This window comes from Actinoplanes sp. NPDC049802 (genome assembly GCF_040656595.1).
GTDB lineage: Bacteria > Actinomycetota > Actinomycetes > Mycobacteriales > Micromonosporaceae > Actinoplanes.
This window is the reverse complement of the sequence record NZ_JBFAMR010000016.1, coordinates 112978-129141: the sequence shown is the minus strand read 5'-3', so window position 1 is coordinate 129141 and position 16164 is coordinate 112978. Positions and strand designations below refer to the sequence as shown.

The window sequence follows — 16164 nt, the reverse complement described above, 5'->3', positions numbered from 1 at the left end:
GTCAACAGCAGTAGTCAACGCTCTCGATCCTGAACTCGCCCTGTCCGGCGGACTTGCTATGAACCGCTGGCCTCAACTCACCCTGGCAGACAGGGGTGTCGCGTTCTCCGAACACACATCACCCTGCACACCGGCCCTCCGGCCACCGGCGGTGACGCCGTCCCGTGGACTCCAGCGTGTGGCATCGGCCGGCCGCCACACGCCACCACCGCCACGGTCACCGGCTGGCCGCGCACGCAGGAACGAATCCCCGTCCGGGGACACGGGACACGGATCACGGGCCATCGGTGTTCCGCAGACGTGACACCCGCAACGGGTGTCATCACACCCACCACGAGTGTCGCGTTCTCCGAACACACATCACCCTGCACACCGGCCCTCCGCCCACCGGCGGTGACGCCGTCCCGTGGACTCCAGCGTGTGGCATCGGCCGGCCGTCACTCGCCATCACCGCCACGTTCCCCGGCTGGCAGCGCACGCAGGAACGAATCTTCGTCCGGGGAGACGGGACACGGATCACGGGCCATCGGTGTTCCGCAGACGTGACACCTGCAACGGGTGTCGTCACACCCACTACGGGTGTCACGTTCTCCGAGCACACATCGCCCTGCACACCGGCCTTCCCCTCCGGCCCCCGGTGGTGACGCCGTCCCGTGGACTTCAGCGTGTGGCATCGGCCGGCCGTCACTCGCCATCACCGCCACGTTCCCCGGCTGGCAGCGCACGCAGGAACGAATCTTCGTCCGGGGAGGCGGGACGCGGATCACGGGCTATCGGTGTTCGGCAGACATGACACCCGCAACGGTGTCGTCACACCCACGACGGGTGTCACGTTCTCTGAGCACACATCATCCGGCACGCCGGCCCTCCGGCCACCGGCGGTGACGCCGTCCCGTGGACTCCAGCGTGTGGCATCGGCCGGCCGTCACACGCCATCACCGCCACGTTCCCCGGCTGGCAGCGCACGCAGGAACGAATCCCCGTCCGGGGAGACGGGACACGGATCACGGGCCATCGGTGTTCCGCAGACGTGACACCCGCAACGGGTGTCGTCACACCCACCACGGGTGTCACGTTCTCCGAACACACATCGCCCTGCACACCGGCTCCGCCCACCGGACGCCAGGGCGCCGGGGCGGCAGGACGCCGGAGTGGCGGCAGGACGCCGGAGTGGCGGCAGGACGCCGGAGTGGCGGCAGGACGCCGGGGCGACAGGGCGACAGGGCGCACCGCCGGTGCGCTGGGGGCGCCCGCCCGGCGGGCGGACGGTGCCGAGCGATTCGGCACGCACGCAGGGCCCCGGGCGGTCGCTCACCAGTGTCACAGCGGTGCTCGGGGCGCACCGTCGGTGCGCTGTGCGCCCCGCCCGCCCGGCGGGCGCGCGGGCGGGCGGGGCGGGCGAATTGGCCGGCAGGGTCGGCGCTTAGAGCCGGCCGGTGACCCGGCAGCTCAGCCCGGCGGGCGCGGCACAGGCTTGACCCGGCAGATGTTCGCGGGGCACTCCCGGGACTCATCCGCCGCGTACCGGAAATGGGGGTCAGAAAGAGCCGGTCGCGAGGGCGGCCAGAGCGGTGTGGGCCATGACGCGGACGCCGTAGCCGATGCAGCTCTCGTCCACGTCGAAGTCGCCCTGGTGGAGATCGTGCCGGACGTCGGAGCCGGGTTTGCCGGTGCCGAGCCGGATCATCGCGCCGGGCACGTGTTCGAGGTAGAAGGCGAAGTCCTCGCCGCCCATGCTGAGTTCGGCCTCGACCACCCGGTCGGGGCCGAGCGCGGCGCCGGCCGCGCCCGCGATGACCGCCGACGCCATCCGGTCGTTGATCACCGGCGGGACGCCACGGATGTAGTCGACGTCGCAGTCGGCGCCGGTGGCCGCGACCACGTCCTTGATCAGCTTGGTGATCAGCTCGGGCGCCTCCCGCCAGGCCTCCCGGTTCAGGACGCGGACGGTGCCGCGGACCTCGCCCGCGCCCGGGATGGCGTTGAACGCCTGCCCGGCGTGCACCGAGCCCCAGACCAGGGAGAGCCCGGCGCGCGGGTCCATCCGGCGGCTGAGCAGCGCGGGCACGTCGACGATCACCCGGCCCAGGGCGTGCACCAGGTCGGCGGTGAGGTGCGGGCGGGCGGTGTGCCCGCCCGGGCCGGTCAGCTTGACGGCGACGGCGTCGGCGGCGGCGGTGAACGGTCCGGAGCGGACGCCGACCAGCCCGGCCGGCAGTTGCGGGTAGCAGTGCAGCGCGTAGATGGCGTCGACGTCCTTGAGCCCGCCGGCGGCGATCACCTCGGGCGCGCCGGACGGCATCGCCTCCTCGGCCGGCTGGAACAGCAGCCGCACCCGGCCGGGCAGCAGGCCCTGCTCGTTGAGCTGGGCGAGCGCCATGCCGAGGCCCAGCATGATCGTGGTGTGCACGTCGTGGCCGCAGGCGTGCGCCTGCCCGTCGACGGTGCTGCGGTACGACACGTCCTTGAGGTCCTGCAGCGGCAGCGAGTCGATGTCGGCCCGGAAGGCGATGGTGCGCGGGCCCTCGCCGATGTCGCAGATGACCCCGTTGCCGCGCGGCATCATCCGCGGGGCGAGGCCGGCGACGGCCAGTTCCCGGGCGATGAGGGCGGCGGTCTCGAACTCGGAGTGTGACGGCTCGGGGTGGGCGTGCAGGTGCCGGCGAATCGTTACCAGCTCAGCCCCCCGCGCGGCGAGCCAGCGGTCGAGCCGGCCGGGGAGTGGGTCGGTCCCGGGGAGTTGCCCGGGCCACGCCGTATCGGCGCCCTCGGGCGCCTCCAGAGCAGTAGTCACGTCAGGCTTCCGTATTCACTCTCGAAGTTTGTCGGGGTTACGCAACGCGCGACAGCTTAGTCCCGTTTTCGGTGACGCTGTGCAACGGTCGTGTAAACAGGTGCTCGCACCGGGCGAGGCAGGGCGGGCACACGGGAGATCGTCCCGGCCCGCCAACCCCTCAACGGGTAGTGGATCGCCGAGGTGACGCGACACACTACCGGTACGTCGACCGGTTCAGAACCGCTCGACCGGACGGTGGACGCCCCATACCCCGCGCAGGGTATGGCACACCTCCCCCACGGTGGCACGGAGACGCAACGCCTCTTTCATCAACGGTAGGACGTTCACACTTCCGGCGGCGGCCTTCGCCAGATCTGCCAGCGCGGCCCGCACCGCAGGCGTGTCCCGCTCGGCCCGCAACGCGGCGAGACGGGCCACCTGGGCGGCCTCGATGGCCGGATCGACTCTGAGGGGCTCGTACTTCTCCTCCTCGTCGACGGCGAACCGGTTGACCCCCACCACGACCCGCTCCCCGGCGTCGATCTCGGTGGCGATCCGGTACGCCGACGCCTCGATCTCGTTCTTCTGGAAGCCGGCCTCGATGGCGTCGACCGCCGAGCCGAACTCGAAGACCCGGTCGATGAGAGCGGTCGCCTCCCGCTCGACGGCGTCGGTCAGGGCCTCCACGGCGTACGAGCCGGCGAACGGGTCGACCGTGCCGGTCAGGCCGCTCTCGTAGGCGAGCACCTGCTGGGTGCGCAGGGCGAGCCGGGCCGACTTCTCGGTGGGCAGGGCGATCGCCTCGTCGTACGAGTTGGTGTGCAGCGACTGGGTGCCGCCGGCCACCGCGCCGAGCGCCTGGATCGCCACCCGGATCAGGTTGACCTCCGGCTGCTGCGCGGTGAGCTGCACGCCCGCGGTCTGGGTGTGGAACCGCAGCATCAGCGACTTCGGGTCCTCGGCGCCGAACTCGTCGCGCATGATCCGGGCCCACATCCGCCGGGCCGCCCGGAACTTGCCGATCTCCTCCAGCAGCGTGGTACGCGCGACGAAGAAGAACGACAGCCGTGGCGCGAAGTCGTCGACGGCCAGGCCCGCGGCGATCGCGGCACGGACGTACTCGATGCCGTTGGCCAGAGTGAACGCGATCTCCTGCGCGGGCGACGCCCCGGCCTCGGCCATGTGGTAGCCGGAGATCGAGATGGTGTTCCACTTGGGGATCTCGGACTTGCAGTAGGCGAACGTGTCGGCGACCAGGCGCAGCGACGGTTTGGGCGGGAAGATGTACGTCCCCCGGGCGATGTACTCCTTCAGGATGTCGTTCTGGATGGTGCCGGAGAGCTTCGCGCCGGGCACTCCCTGTTCCTCGGCGACCAGCTGGTAGAGCAGCAGCAGCACCGAGCCGGGCGCGTTGATCGTCATCGAGGTGGACACCCGGTCCAGCGGGATGCCGGCGAAGAGCCGCCGCATGTCGTCGATCGAGTCGATGGCGACACCGACCTTGCCGACCTCGCCGTGCGCGATCGGGTCGTCGGAGTCGTAACCCATCTGGGTGGGCAGGTCGAAGGCCACCGAAAGGCCCATCGTCCCGGCCGCCAGCAACTGGTGGTAGCGGGCGTTCGACTCGGCCGCGGTGCCGAACCCGGCGTACTGCCGCATGGTCCACGGCCGTTTCGTGTACATCGTCGGGTAGACGCCGCGCGTGTACGGATATTGACCGGGCTCGTCGGCTCCGGCGCTCACCGGCACGTCAGCAGGGCCGTACACCGGCTTGATGGGAAACCCTGACTCTGCATTCACACCGGTGATCCTAAGACTCGTCGATGCCGCCCACCGTGAGGAATTTGCCACCCTGCGTCCACCAGACGGCCACCCTCGGCCACCCGGCCACTACCCACCGTCGAAGTGTGGTTAACAGTGGCACAGGAACTTTCGTTCTCGGGCAACGAGCGGGCAAGATAGCGGGGTTGGTCGACAGCCCCTATACCCCCTCGGTGGCATCTTCAGTGACTCAGATTCCGACGTGGAGCGGCGGCAACACGGCTCCTCCCCACGGACGCGCCGCCCCCGGCACGCTCATCGGTGGGCGATACACGCTGCGCGCCGCGGTGGGGCACGGTGGCATGGGAACGGTGTGGCGGGCGGCGGACACGCTGCTGCGCCGCGACGTGGCGATCAAGGAGGTCATCCTCCCGCCGGGCCTGGCGCCGAGCGACCGTGACGCGATGTATGAACGGACCATGCGCGAGGCCCGTGCCGCGGCCGCGCTCCAGCACCCGGCCGTGGTGCAGGTCTACGACGTCGTGCACGAGAACGGCCGTCCCTGGATCGTCATGGAGCTGCTGGACGCCCGCAGCCTCGCCGACATGGTCATCGAGGACGGCCCGGTCCCGTCCCGGGTGGTCGCGAAGATCGGCATCGCCCTGCTCGGCGCCCTCGAGGTGGCCCACGCGCACGGCGTGCTGCACCGCGACGTGAAACCGGCCAACGTTCTGATCTGCGGTGACGGCCGCTGTGTGCTGACCGACTTCGGTGTCGCCCGGATGCCCACCGACGTGCAGCTGACCACGCCCGGCATGGTGCTGGGCTCGCCGCACTTCATCTCGCCGGAGCGGGCCATGGGTCACGACTTCGGCCCGCCGAGCGACCTGTTCTCGCTCGGCGTCACGCTCTACACCGCGATCGAGGGCCGCCCGCCGTTCGACAAGGGCGACCCGATCGAGACCATGCACTCGGTCGTCGAGGACCCGCCCGCCCCGGTGGTGCGGGCCGGCTCGCTCACCCCGGTGCTGATGGGGCTGCTGGAGAAGGACCCGGCCCGGCGGATGGACGTGCAGACCGCCCGCACCATCCTGCGGCAGCAGCTCGCCGGCCCGCTGGCCAGCAAGAACCCGCCGCACATGATGACCGACCCGTACTCGGTGGTGCCCTCGCCGCGCCCGGTCAGCCCGGCGCCGGCCGAGACCCAGCCGATCCCGCCGCAGCCGACCGGCCAGATCGGCGGCCGGGCCATGCTGGCGCCCGGCGAGTCGCTCACCGACCACCTGGCCAAGCTGGAGCAGCAGAACACCGGTGGCGGGCGCCGTCGCGCGCCCGAGCTGCCGGCCGCGCCCACCGGGCCGGCCGTGAGCATCCCGACCGGCGCCATGCCCGCTCACAAGCTTCCCGACGGCGGCCGGGGCGCCGGTGGGGACACCACCAGCGTCATCCCGCCGCAGAACCCCTGGCAGGTCGCTCCGCCCCGCCCGGGCACCGTGGTGGCCAGCCCGGCCGCCAAGCGCCGGGCCGCCATGGGGAACGTGGTCGGCACGGTCAAGCAGGGCACCGACCGGGCGGTCAGCACGTTCCGGAGCTGGCCGCGCAACAAGCAGCTGATCTCCGGGGGCGCGGCCGCCGTGGTCCTGATCCTGGCGCTGGTGTTCGCGCTGAGCGGCAACGACGACGCGAAGACCACTCCGACGGCCGGTCCGCCCGCCAGCGCCGCGCCCGCTCCGGCCGCGGTGGAGACCCAGCCGTACAAGGGCAACGCCGCGGTCAGCGTGGACGTGCCGGCCGGCTGGAACCGGGCGGCCGGTGGCGTCTACGTCGAGTACATCGAGCCCACGGACCGGACCACCAAGGTGCGCATCCTGGTGGAGCCGGGCCGGGTGACGCCGACCAAGTTCGTCAACCAGACCGCTCCGGCGGGCCTGAAGAAGGGCAAGACCTGCCCCGACCCGTTCGTCCTGGTCGGCACCCAGGAGGTCGAGATCGCCGGGAATCCGGGCGCGGAGTTGGAGTACACCTGCGGTGAGGGTGACACCATGCGCCACGGCATCTGGAGGATGACCGCGGTCAACGGCAAGATGTACTCCTTCTACCTCACCACCACCGACGCGAAGTTCGCGGACTACCGGAAGTACTACGACGCCATGGTGCAGAGCTTCCAGCTCGCCGTGTGACAGCCTCGCCGGCCGCCCCGGCGAGGCTGTTCTCCGACCGGTGCGGAACCCGGCGGCCCTCGGCTGTGCTATCAATCCCTGATGGCACCACAAGTTGATGTTGACCTGACAGCCCGGGCCGAGGCCTGGCTCGCCGACGACCCCGATCCGGCGAGCCGCGCCGAGCTGCGCACGGTTCTCGACGGCCTGCCGGCCACCGCCGCCGAGCTGCTCGACCGTTTCGCCGGCCCGCTCACCTTCGGCACCGCCGGTCTGCGCGGCCGGCTGCGCGCCGGTCCCAACGGCATGAACCTCGCGGTCGTCACCCGGGCCGCGGCCGGCCTGGTCGGCTGGCTGGCGGCACAGGGCGGCGAAGGTCCGTTGGTGATCGGGTACGACGCCCGGCACGGTTCGAAGGAGTTCGCCGAGCGGACCGCTCAGGTGGCGACCGGCGCCGGACGGGAGGCGCTGCTGCTGCCCGGGCCGCTGCCGACACCGGTGCTGGCGTACGCGGTGCGCGCTCTCGACGCGGTCGCCGGGGTGATGGTGACCGCCAGCCACAACCCGCCGCAGGACAACGGCTACAAGGTCTACCTGGGCGCCGCGCTGGGCGGGCCGGCCGGCGACGGGGCCCAGATCGTGCCGCCGGCCGACGCCGGCATCGAGGCGGCCATCCGGGCGGTGCCGAGCGTCGCGTCGGTCCCGCTGGGCGGTCCGGGCACGCTTCTCGGTGCGGAGATTCAGCAGGCGTACGTGCGGAGCGCGGCCGCCGTCCTGGACCCGTCCGGCCCGCGTGACCTGACGATCGCGTACACCCCGATGCACGGCGTGGGCGGATCGACCCTGGCCGCGGCATTCGTGGCGGCCGGTTTCCCGGCGCCGGCGATCGTCGCGGCGCAGGCCGAGCCGGACCCGGAGTTCCCGACCGTGGCGTTCCCGAACCCGGAGGAGCCGGGCGCCATGGACCGGCTGCTGGCGCTGGCCGAGACGCACGGCGCCGACCTGGCGATCGCGAACGACCCGGACGCCGACCGGTGCGCCGTGGCGATCCCCGGCCCGGACGGCTGGCGGCCGCTGCGCGGTGACGAGCTGGGTGTGCTGCTGGCCGACCATCTGATCCGTCGCGGCGTCCCCGGCCTGTACGCCACCACGATCGTCTCGTCGTCGATGCTGGGCCGCCTCTGCGCCGCCCGTGGTGTGCCGTACGCCGAGACCCTGACCGGCTTCAAGTGGATCGTCCGCGCCGCCGAGGACCTGGCGTTCGGCTACGAGGAGGCGCTCGGCTACTGCGTTGCCCCGGCGATGGTCCGGGACAAGGACGGCATCACGGCCGCGCTGACCGTCGCCGAGCTGGCCGCCGGTTTGAAGGCGCAGGGCCGCACCCTGGCCGGGCGGCTGGACGAGCTGGCCACCGAGCTGGGCCTGCACGCCACCGACCAGCTCTCGGTCCGGGTCGACGACCTGGCCGAGATCGGGGCGGCGATGGGCCGGGCCCGGCAGCGGCCGCCGGTGACGCTTCTGGGCGCGCCGGTCACCGAGACGGCCGACCTGCTGCCGGAGAACGACGTGCTGACGTTCCGCACCGCCACGACCCGGGTGGTGATCCGGCCGTCGGGCACGGAGCCGAAGCTCAAGGCGTACCTCGAAGTCGTGGTCGAGGGTGACCCGGCGACGGCCCGGATCCGCGCGGCGGAGGATCTCAAGGCTCTTCGCGCCGAGATCGCGGCAACGCTCGGCGTGTAGTGAACCGTCCCGGGGCTTCCCGCGAAGCCCCGGGAGACGGTCAGATCGGCTTGGGCGCGCCCAGCGCGGCCTGGATGGCCCTGCCCAGGGTGGCGACCACCAGGGCGACGCTCGGCCGCACGATGGAGTCCTCCAGGGAGACGTCACCCACGAAGCCTGCGTTGCTGGCGATCTCCGCGAGCCGCTCGTGGGCCCGCTCGGACTCTTCGGCCGGCAGTTTCAGCGCCGGCTCCATCCGTGCCGCGACGAGCAGGGTGGCCAGTGCGGCCGTCCGCTCGTCGGGCAGGGTGTCGCCGGTCAGCGCGGCCGCCAGCCGCTGCCGGATGTCGGCCTCGTACGCCGGGTCGGAGGTCGGGTAGCGGTGCACGTGGATGACGCCCATCTGGGTCTCGTCCACGTCCTGCACGACGCCCCGGGCGCACAGGTCCTCCAGCACCCGCGTCCGCAGCCGGTGGCGCAGGCGCTGCAGCCACTGGGCCGGGGTGTGCGGCTCGTCGGAGGCGACCTTCCCCAGCACGGCGTCGGCGACCGGGTCGCCGATCGGCGTGGAGTCCACGACCTTGAGGTAGCCGTCGGCCGCGTAGGCGATCCGGTTGGCGAGCGCGAGGTCGATCAGCACCGCGGCGGCCATGCCAAGGTCGAGCCCGATGCGGGAACCCGTGGCCTTTCCGGTCTGGTCGTCATACGCGAGGAGGAGGAGTTCCTCGGCAAGCGGGATGGGGGTCATGTATGAAGACGATAGTGCTCCGGGTCATCCGCTCCGATCCCCAGGTCGGTCAGATCCCGGGCCGTCCGGAGTCCGGCCACGCTCGGTGATCGCCCTCACTTGAGCGACGATCGGCTCGAACACGGAGCGGCTGGATCCGTGAGGACCCAGCCGCTCAAGGTGACGACGGCTCAGCGTGCCGGGATCCCGGCGACGGGCCGGACCCGCCGGGCGGGCGGATCGGCCGCGCGTCGGACGGTCGTGATCAGGAGGAGCGAACCGCTCATCCGGCGTCCGCTATCACCTTGTCCATCACGTCCATGATCTGCTGCGACGTCGTGCCGTCCCCGTACGGATTGGCGACGGTCGCCATCCGCTGGTACTCCTCCGTGTCGTCGAGCAGGCGGACCGCCTCCCGGACGATGTCCTCCCGGCCGGTGCCGACCAGGCGCAGCGTGCCGGCCGCGACACCCTCCGGGCGTTCGGTGGTGTCCCGCAGCACCAGCACCGGCTTGCCGAGGCTGGGTGCCTCCTCCTGGATGCCCCCGCTGTCGGTCATCACGAGGTGCGACCGGCTCAGGATGTTGTGGAAGTCGGTGGTGCCGAGCGGCTCGATCACCCGGATGGCCGGCGAGGTGAGGAACCGGTCGGCCGCCTGACGGACGACCGGGTTCATGTGGATCGGATAGACGAGCCGGTGCGTTTCGCCGTACCGCACCGCGATGTCGTTGATCGCCGAGAACATCTGACCCAGTTCGGAGATGTTCTCCCGGCGGTGGACGGTGATCAGGATCAGCTTGCGGTCGCCGGCCTCGTCCAGCACCGGATGCCGGAACTCGTCACGGACGGTGTAGCGCAGCATGTCGATGGCACTGTTGCCGACCACGAAGATCCGGGACGGGTCTTTGCCCTCGCGCGCCAGATTGTCGCGGGTCACCTCGGTCGGGGTGAAGTGGTAGTCGGTCAGCACACCGGTGAGCTGCCGGTTCATCTCCTCCGGGAACGGCGAGTGCTTGTTGAACGTGCGCAGTCCCGCTTCCACGTGGGACAGCGGCACGTTCCGGTACAGCGCGATCAGGCTGCCCGCCAGCGTGGTGGAGGTGTCGCCGTGCACGAACAGGTGGTCCGGGCGGACCTGCGCGACCACCTGGTCGAGCGGGCTCAGCGTCCGGGCCAGGATGTCGGCCAGCGTCTGCTGCTGGGTCATGATCTTCAGGTTGAAGTCGACCGACATGCCCATCTCGTCGAGCAGTTGGTCGAGCATCTCGCGGTGCTGCCCGGTGTTGACGACGACCACGTCGTGCTCGCGGCGGCGCGCCTCCATGATCACGGGGTAGAGCTTGATGAACTCCGGACGTGTCCCGAAGACGAACATCAGCCTGGCCACTACGCGGATCCCTCCAAGACGGCGTCGATGATGCGTTTGCGGTTCTGGCGGTCGCCGTATGCGAAGAAGTCGTCCGCAGCGCGGATCTTGTCGTCGCTGGACCGGAATCCGTCTCCCGCCGCCGTGACCAGCGCCGCGACCGCGGCCTCGTGGTCCTCGACCCGGACGCCCAACTCGCCGTAGAGACTCAGGTCCGCGCCCTTGTTGGTGCTGTGCTGCTTGAGCTCCGGGAAGGTGTAGTAGATCGCCGGGCGCCGCAGGTACAGCACGTCGAATGAGATCGTCGAGTAGTCGGTGACGATCATCTGGGCCGAGGAGAGCAGATCGGAGAAACTGCCCACGTCCTTGTACTGCACCACTTCGACGTGTTCGTCCGTCTCGAAGCAGTTCGCGAACTGGCTGATGCTGGAGTGCAGCACCAGCTTCAAGCGCACTCCGGCCGCGGACATCGCCTCACGGACCCGCTGGTCGTAGACCAGGTTGTGCCAGTTGCGGAAGAACTCGGAGTCCCGGAACTCCGCCTCGGACACGTCCAGAAGGAACGACCGCCAGGTCGGACAGACCAGTACGTAGTCGCCGTTCTTGGCTTCCAGCAGGTCGTGCCGGGCCAGACCGGTCAGCTTCACCTGGTCCGGGCTGAGACCGTAGCGCACGTTGTTGATCAAGCCGTCGCGCTCGGACTTCGCCGACGAGCAGAACAGCCGGTAGGACTTGGCGCCGAGCCAGCCGGACAGATCCGACCGGATGATGCCGTGCTGGAGGAAGATCAGCTTGTAGCGGGGTTTGCTGTCCGGCGCCCCGAACGACAGCCACGGCTTGATGATCACTTCGTCGACGTGCGAGGCGAAGAAGTACTCGCAGTTGAAGAGCAACCGCCAGTGTTCGAGCGAGTTGTACGCCACCACGTTGAAACCGTCCGCGACCAGCCGGCCGTAGTCGGAGGTGTCCCGCCGGACGATGAAGGCGATCTTGTCGTGGATCCCGTTGTCGCGCACGTACCGGTAGAGGGCCTCGCCGTTGTCCCCGGCCTTCTCCCTGCGGTCCATGAAGACCCAGTAGCCGTTCGGGGTGCCGGCCAGATTCTTGCGAATCCGGGTGCTCCAGAGCTTGCCGATACCGCCCTGCTCACGCATCGCCCGACGGCTGAGGCCGACCAGCTTCGAGGCCTTCAGGGCCAGCTTGACCGGACGGCGCTCCATCTCCTGGAGCCGCTTGGCCTGCACCCGGTTACGACGGTTCGCGGCGCCGGTGCGGTTGTTCATGAAGAAGAGCAGCAACTGGCTGTAGTGCCGGTCGCGGAGCAACTCGACGATCCGCCGGTCGTTGGCGTTCGCGGTCTTCAGCAGCCGGTCGAAGCCGAACGACTCGCACGCCTCCCGGCACAGCTCCAGCGCCCGATCGATCATCAGCGGGTCGAGCAGCAGGAGTTTGGGCAGGTAGAACGCGCGGAGCAGGCCGGCGACACGGTAGGCCACGATGGCCTCGGTGAAGTACACCGACAGCGCGTCGTCCAGGCCGTGGACGATGGGGACCAGGTCCTCGTAGACCTTGATCCGGATCTTGCTGGTGATGCTGCCGGTGCGGGCCACCGTGTACAGGTACACCACGTCGTTGATCTTGGTGATCTTCTCGGAGAGCAGCAGGTACTTCTTGTCGAAGATCTCGTCCTCGCTGCTGCTGATGCCCTCCAGGAAGCGGAGCCCGTACTGCTCGATCAGGTCACGCCGGTAGATCGTCTTGAGGATGACCGGCCGCTTCGACAGCAGGTCCAGCTTCACCTCGTAGGAGCCCTGGTTGACGTACGGCTGATCGGCGTGCCAGTCGACCCAGACCGGGTTCTTGCCGTCTTCCTTCTCCTTGACGCCGAACCGGGTGGCGATCACGACGTCGCTCTTGTGCTTCTCGATGCTCTTCAGCAGCGTGCTGTAGCCATCCTTGTAGATCCGGTCGTCCGGGTCCATGAAGATGACGTACTCACCGGTGGCGCGATCGAGGCCGGCGTTACGTGGCCGCCCGGGGCCCCCGGAGCCCTTCTCGAAGCTGATCGGAAAGAAGTTGTCCGGGTATCGCTTCTGGTACCTCTGGATGATCTCCCATGTCCCGTCGGTGGAGCCGTCGTTCACCGGAATTACTTCGAACTGACCGAACGCCGATTGCCGGACGATGGACTCGAACGCGTCCTCGATGAAGCCATCGACGTTGTAGCACGCCAGAATGATGGAAACCTTGAACAAACTAGACTCCTAATACCCGGTTCGGCCGGGCGGAACGGGGTGGATCTTCCTCACTGTCACGGCAGCTCGAAGGGCGACACGAACGGATAGTACGCGGCCAGGAAGCCTGTCAGCAGGGCCGCCTGCTCCTCCGGGGAGACATCTCCCTCAACCGTATCGTTCAAGCAGAACACCTGGTACGGGCGCTTTCTCAGGACCATGCCGAGATGCTTGCCGATGTTCGGATGGGCGAGGTCGCGGTACATGAACTTCAGCTCACCGATCACCCCCCGCCCGGTCAGGTAGGACCAGTGCTGCTGCAGCGAGGAGAGCACCGCCACGTCGTCCGGGTGACGGAACTGGTGCGCCGCGGTCGTCGCGAAGGCGTCCGGATAGCGTTCCTCGATCTCGGCGAGCACACTGCGACGGGCGGCGTGCGGGGTGTGCTTCATCTTGTAGGCGGTACGCCGCCCGAATTCCCGCTCGATGATCGCCCGGGTGTTCTTGCCGGCGGACATCACCGGCGGCTCCTCCCCGGTCGGTGACCCACCGTCCACCCGGTTGGTGGAGAGGAAGAAGCGGGTCTGCCCGGTGGCGGTGAAGAAGAACCCCGGCTGCAGCGGCTGGCCCAGGAAGACGTCGTCATTCATGTAGATGAAGTGCTCGGACAGCCCCTCGATGTGGTGCAGCCGGGTCTCGATCGCCATCGAGTTGAAGGTCGGCAGCCGGCCCGCGGCACCGAAGATCTCCTTGTGGCTCACCACGGTGATCTTGGGGTGCTCGGTGTTCAGCCAGGCCGGAACCTGGTCGTCGGTGACCAGAAAGATCCGCCGCACCCAGGGCGCGTACATGTGCAGCGAGCGAATCGAGTACCTCAGTTCGTCCCGGGAGAGGTAGCGCAGGACGTTGGCCGCCTGGTCGTTGTCACCGGCCCAGTCGTTCTCGGCCAGCACCGCGTTCTTGCGGGCCAGCCAGGCCGGGTCGCCGCCGTCCACCCAGGTGTAGACCACGTCGATCGGGAAATCCACGTGGTCGATCGGCGGCATCAGGAACGACGGGCGGGTCGGATAACGCCGGGACGGCGCGGCACCCACCTCGCGGAAGTCGCTGAAGGCACTGTCGTCCGCCTCGACCACCGGCTCGGCGGCCGGCACCACCTCGGTGGACCGGTTGTAACGCGGAGCGACCAGGCGGTCCGGCAGCTCCGTCCAGAACTCCACCTCGCAGGCGTGCTGCCGGCCCAGCAGCAGGGTCCGAGTCGGATCGGTGACCGGCCAGTAGACCGCGGTCGCCACCGGGTCGGGGGTGATCTCCTCGTCCCCGCCTTCCGCGTCGGCCACCACCACGGCCGGCTGATGCGGCGTGTTGAACGCGCGACCGGCCGGCGTCTTCTGACCGTTCGGACGCTGCGGCGGCGGGATCGGGGAGCCCGGCAGCATCGAGGTCACCGTCCACCGGCGCTCGGGCAGGACCGGCGCCACCACCGCACCGGACGCGGCCAGCCCGGCCAGGACCCGCTCCACCCGTGGCCGGGACGACTCGGGCACGGCGACCACGGTCTGCTCGAACCGGTTGGCGGGCACCCGGAACCAGGTCACCCCGGCGGCGTCGAGCGCGTCCGCCACCCGGTCCAGGTTGGCGGAGCTGACGGAGAGCGGGGTGGCCTTCGGATCGACCCGGGCCAGGTCGAGCGGGGACGGTTGCTGGGAGGCCGATGCCACCTTCTTACGCGTGGACTCCGGAAGCGCCCGGGCGAGCCAGCGGCGTACCGGTCGGGGAACCACTTTGCGCGCGACAAGCATAGGGCGCAGCATCTCTGTCGTCCTCTCCCCCGACCAGAGTTCGGGGCACGCTTCGCAGCCCGCCGGGCCACGGTCGCAATGACGAGTGGGCAGCGAGCCAACGGTATTCGGCTTCTCTCCGGGCCGCACCGTGCCACGGGTATGACATCTAGACCGGGTGATGTTAAGGGGTCCACCAGGCCAGCGGTCACAGATCATCTCATCTATCAGCAACCCTGCTGTAGGCCCCCTTCGGGTTGGATTCATCAACTTCCTGTTGCCCGGGGGCGCCATCTCTGCTATACGAGCCTGCCCATAATACTTCGGCCCGGACTCTCCGATTACTCTCCGTTGTGACCATCACCTCTTTCTTCAGGAGACGCGCATGCGGGCCGTCCTCGCCACGCTCGGCTACGTTCTGTCCCCCGAATCCTCGCGGGTATTGATGATCCGCCGCGACGCCCGGCCGGACGACATCCACTTCGGCTACTACAACGGGCTCGGCGGGAAGCTCGAACCGGACGAGGACGTGCTGACCGGGATGCGCCGGGAGATCGCCGAGGAGGCCGGGCTGGAGTGCGGGCCGCTCGATCTCGCCGGGACCATCTCGTGGCCCGGGTTCGGTCGCGGCGGGGAGAACTGGTTCGGCTTCATCTTCCGGATCCCCGCCTGGAGCGGGACCCCCCGGACCGCGAACGACGAAGGCTCGCTGCACTGGGTGGACCGGGCCGACCTGCTGGGCGGGCGGCTCCCGATGTGGGAGTCGGACCGGCACTTCCTGCCGCTCGTCTTCGCCGACTCGCCGACGGTGTTCCACGGCGTCATGCCCTTCCGGGACGGCCGGGCACAGTCCTGGTCCTACACGGCCTGACCGGGTCCGCACTCATTGCACTCGACCCGGACGACACACGCAGGTGGCCGTCAAGGTGTCTTCACCGGGACGCACACCCCACATTGCGATCTTCCGGTTGTCGACACTCTCCGAAGAGACACATGCCCGCCATCACTGCATTCACCCTCCTCTCCGCCTACTTGCACGGCTCACCCGCTCGTACGGAAGACTCGGTTGTTCCCGCCGACCGCGCTCTGGTCGTCAAGGTCCGGGAGTCCGGCGGAACGCAAGAGGCCGTGGGAACCAGGAGGAATGGTGACGCCAGAGGTTGAAGCGGAGCTTGAACGGCTGGCCGACAAGGTGCACGCCACCTTGAGGCTTGCCGGCTTCAACCCACAGTTCCGTGACTTCTCCATCGATCAAGACCTAGCCGGTGCTGTGGTCGAGATCGAAGTGGAGAGCGGGAACGAGGGAGTTTTCGTCTACTGGCAGACGTCAGTCCCGTTGACTCAGGCCGTCGTCAAAGCTGTTCGGGCGCGCGACAGCGCCGACAGGGCGTGCGAAATAAACGGCGATATCACAGAGGGCATGCTCGACGCCCTCCTGGCAATACTGACATCCGCCGGCTTCGAGGTTGAGGAGGCGGGCGGATACCGTGATCTGCAAGTACAGGTGACAGGGGTGCGTGGGGAAACCCTCGACACCCTGATCACTTCCTGACCGGCCATCACCGGTTCGATTCGGGAAAGGGCTCGCCGGCTGAGCGGCTCGCTCGGCAGGCCCGGGCGAGCCGCGCGGCACCGGCC

The 16164-nt window shown here is 69.4% G+C and carries 10 protein-coding genes; 4 read left to right on the top strand and 6 right to left on the bottom strand.

Going from position 1 to position 16164, the window contains the following annotated elements:
- Positions 1-1537 precede the first annotated feature (1537 nt).
- Entirely contained in the window at positions 1538-2794 is a 1257-nt protein-coding gene (locus AB0I88_RS14495; RefSeq protein WP_361023044.1) for an amidohydrolase, read from the bottom strand.
- Between the two features lie 216 nt (positions 2795-3010).
- Positions 3011-4576, bottom strand: coding sequence for an acyl-CoA mutase large subunit family protein (locus tag AB0I88_RS14490; protein WP_361023041.1), 1566 nt, complete (start codon positions 4574-4576; stop codon positions 3011-3013).
- A gap of 206 nt (positions 4577-4782) precedes the next feature.
- On the opposite strand from AB0I88_RS14490, the gene AB0I88_RS14485 reads away from it, so the two are divergent.
- Both AB0I88_RS14485 and AB0I88_RS14480 read left to right on the top strand, forming a co-directional pair.
- Positions 4783-6717 (top strand): protein kinase, encoded by a 1935-nt coding sequence (locus tag AB0I88_RS14485; protein WP_361023038.1) that lies wholly within the window; start codon positions 4783-4785, stop codon positions 6715-6717.
- An 81-nt stretch (positions 6718-6798) separates the two neighbouring features.
- Positions 6799-8439 (top strand): phospho-sugar mutase, encoded by a 1641-nt coding sequence (locus tag AB0I88_RS14480; protein WP_361023035.1) that lies wholly within the window; start codon positions 6799-6801, stop codon positions 8437-8439.
- 40 nt (positions 8440-8479) lie between these two features.
- Here the strand turns inward: AB0I88_RS14480 and AB0I88_RS14475 are convergent, their stop codons facing one another.
- The 4 genes from AB0I88_RS14475 to AB0I88_RS14460 form a co-directional block, all read right to left on the bottom strand.
- Positions 8480-9166, bottom strand: a complete 687-nt coding sequence (locus AB0I88_RS14475; RefSeq protein WP_361023032.1) for a GPP34 family phosphoprotein — start codon at positions 9164-9166, stop codon at positions 8480-8482.
- A gap of 262 nt (positions 9167-9428) precedes the next feature.
- A complete protein-coding gene (gene wecB, locus AB0I88_RS14470) occupies positions 9429-10532 on the bottom strand; it encodes a UDP-N-acetylglucosamine 2-epimerase (non-hydrolyzing) (protein WP_361023029.1) in 1104 nt (367 codons plus the stop codon).
- Positions 10532-12766, bottom strand: coding sequence for a glycosyltransferase (locus AB0I88_RS14465; protein ID WP_361023026.1), 2235 nt, complete (start codon positions 12764-12766; stop codon positions 10532-10534). The genes wecB and AB0I88_RS14465 overlap by 1 nt, the downstream gene beginning before the upstream one ends.
- 56 nt (positions 12767-12822) lie before the next feature.
- Positions 12823-14547 carry a stealth family protein gene (locus tag AB0I88_RS14460; RefSeq protein WP_361023023.1) on the bottom strand — a complete coding sequence of 575 codons (1725 nt, stop codon included), beginning with the start codon at positions 14545-14547 and terminating at the stop codon, positions 12823-12825.
- A 364-nt stretch (positions 14548-14911) separates the two neighbouring features.
- On the opposite strand from AB0I88_RS14460, the gene AB0I88_RS14455 reads away from it, so the two are divergent.
- Positions 14912-15397, top strand: a complete 486-nt coding sequence (locus AB0I88_RS14455) for an 8-oxo-dGTP diphosphatase (RefSeq protein WP_361023020.1) — start codon at positions 14912-14914, stop codon at positions 15395-15397.
- A 276-nt stretch (positions 15398-15673) separates the two neighbouring features.
- Positions 15674-16078, top strand: coding sequence for a hypothetical protein (locus tag AB0I88_RS14450; RefSeq protein ID WP_361023017.1), 405 nt, complete (start codon positions 15674-15676; stop codon positions 16076-16078).
- The last annotated feature ends 86 nt before the right edge of the window (positions 16079-16164 follow it).

Excerpts from the sequence above, each read along its gene's own strand:
- AB0I88_RS14480 (WP_361023035.1), top strand. The coding sequence starts at position 6,799 with ATGGCACCACAAGTTGATGTTGACCTGACAGCCCGGGCCGAGGCCTGG.
- AB0I88_RS14475 (WP_361023032.1), bottom strand. The coding sequence starts at position 9,166 with ATGACCCCCATCCCGCTTGCCGAGGAACTCCTCCTCCTCGCGTATGAC.
- AB0I88_RS14460 (WP_361023023.1), bottom strand. The coding sequence starts at position 14,547 with ATGCTTGTCGCGCGCAAAGTGGTTCCCCGACCGGTACGCCGCTGGCTC.
- AB0I88_RS14455 (WP_361023020.1), top strand. The coding sequence starts at position 14,912 with ATGCGGGCCGTCCTCGCCACGCTCGGCTACGTTCTGTCCCCCGAATCC.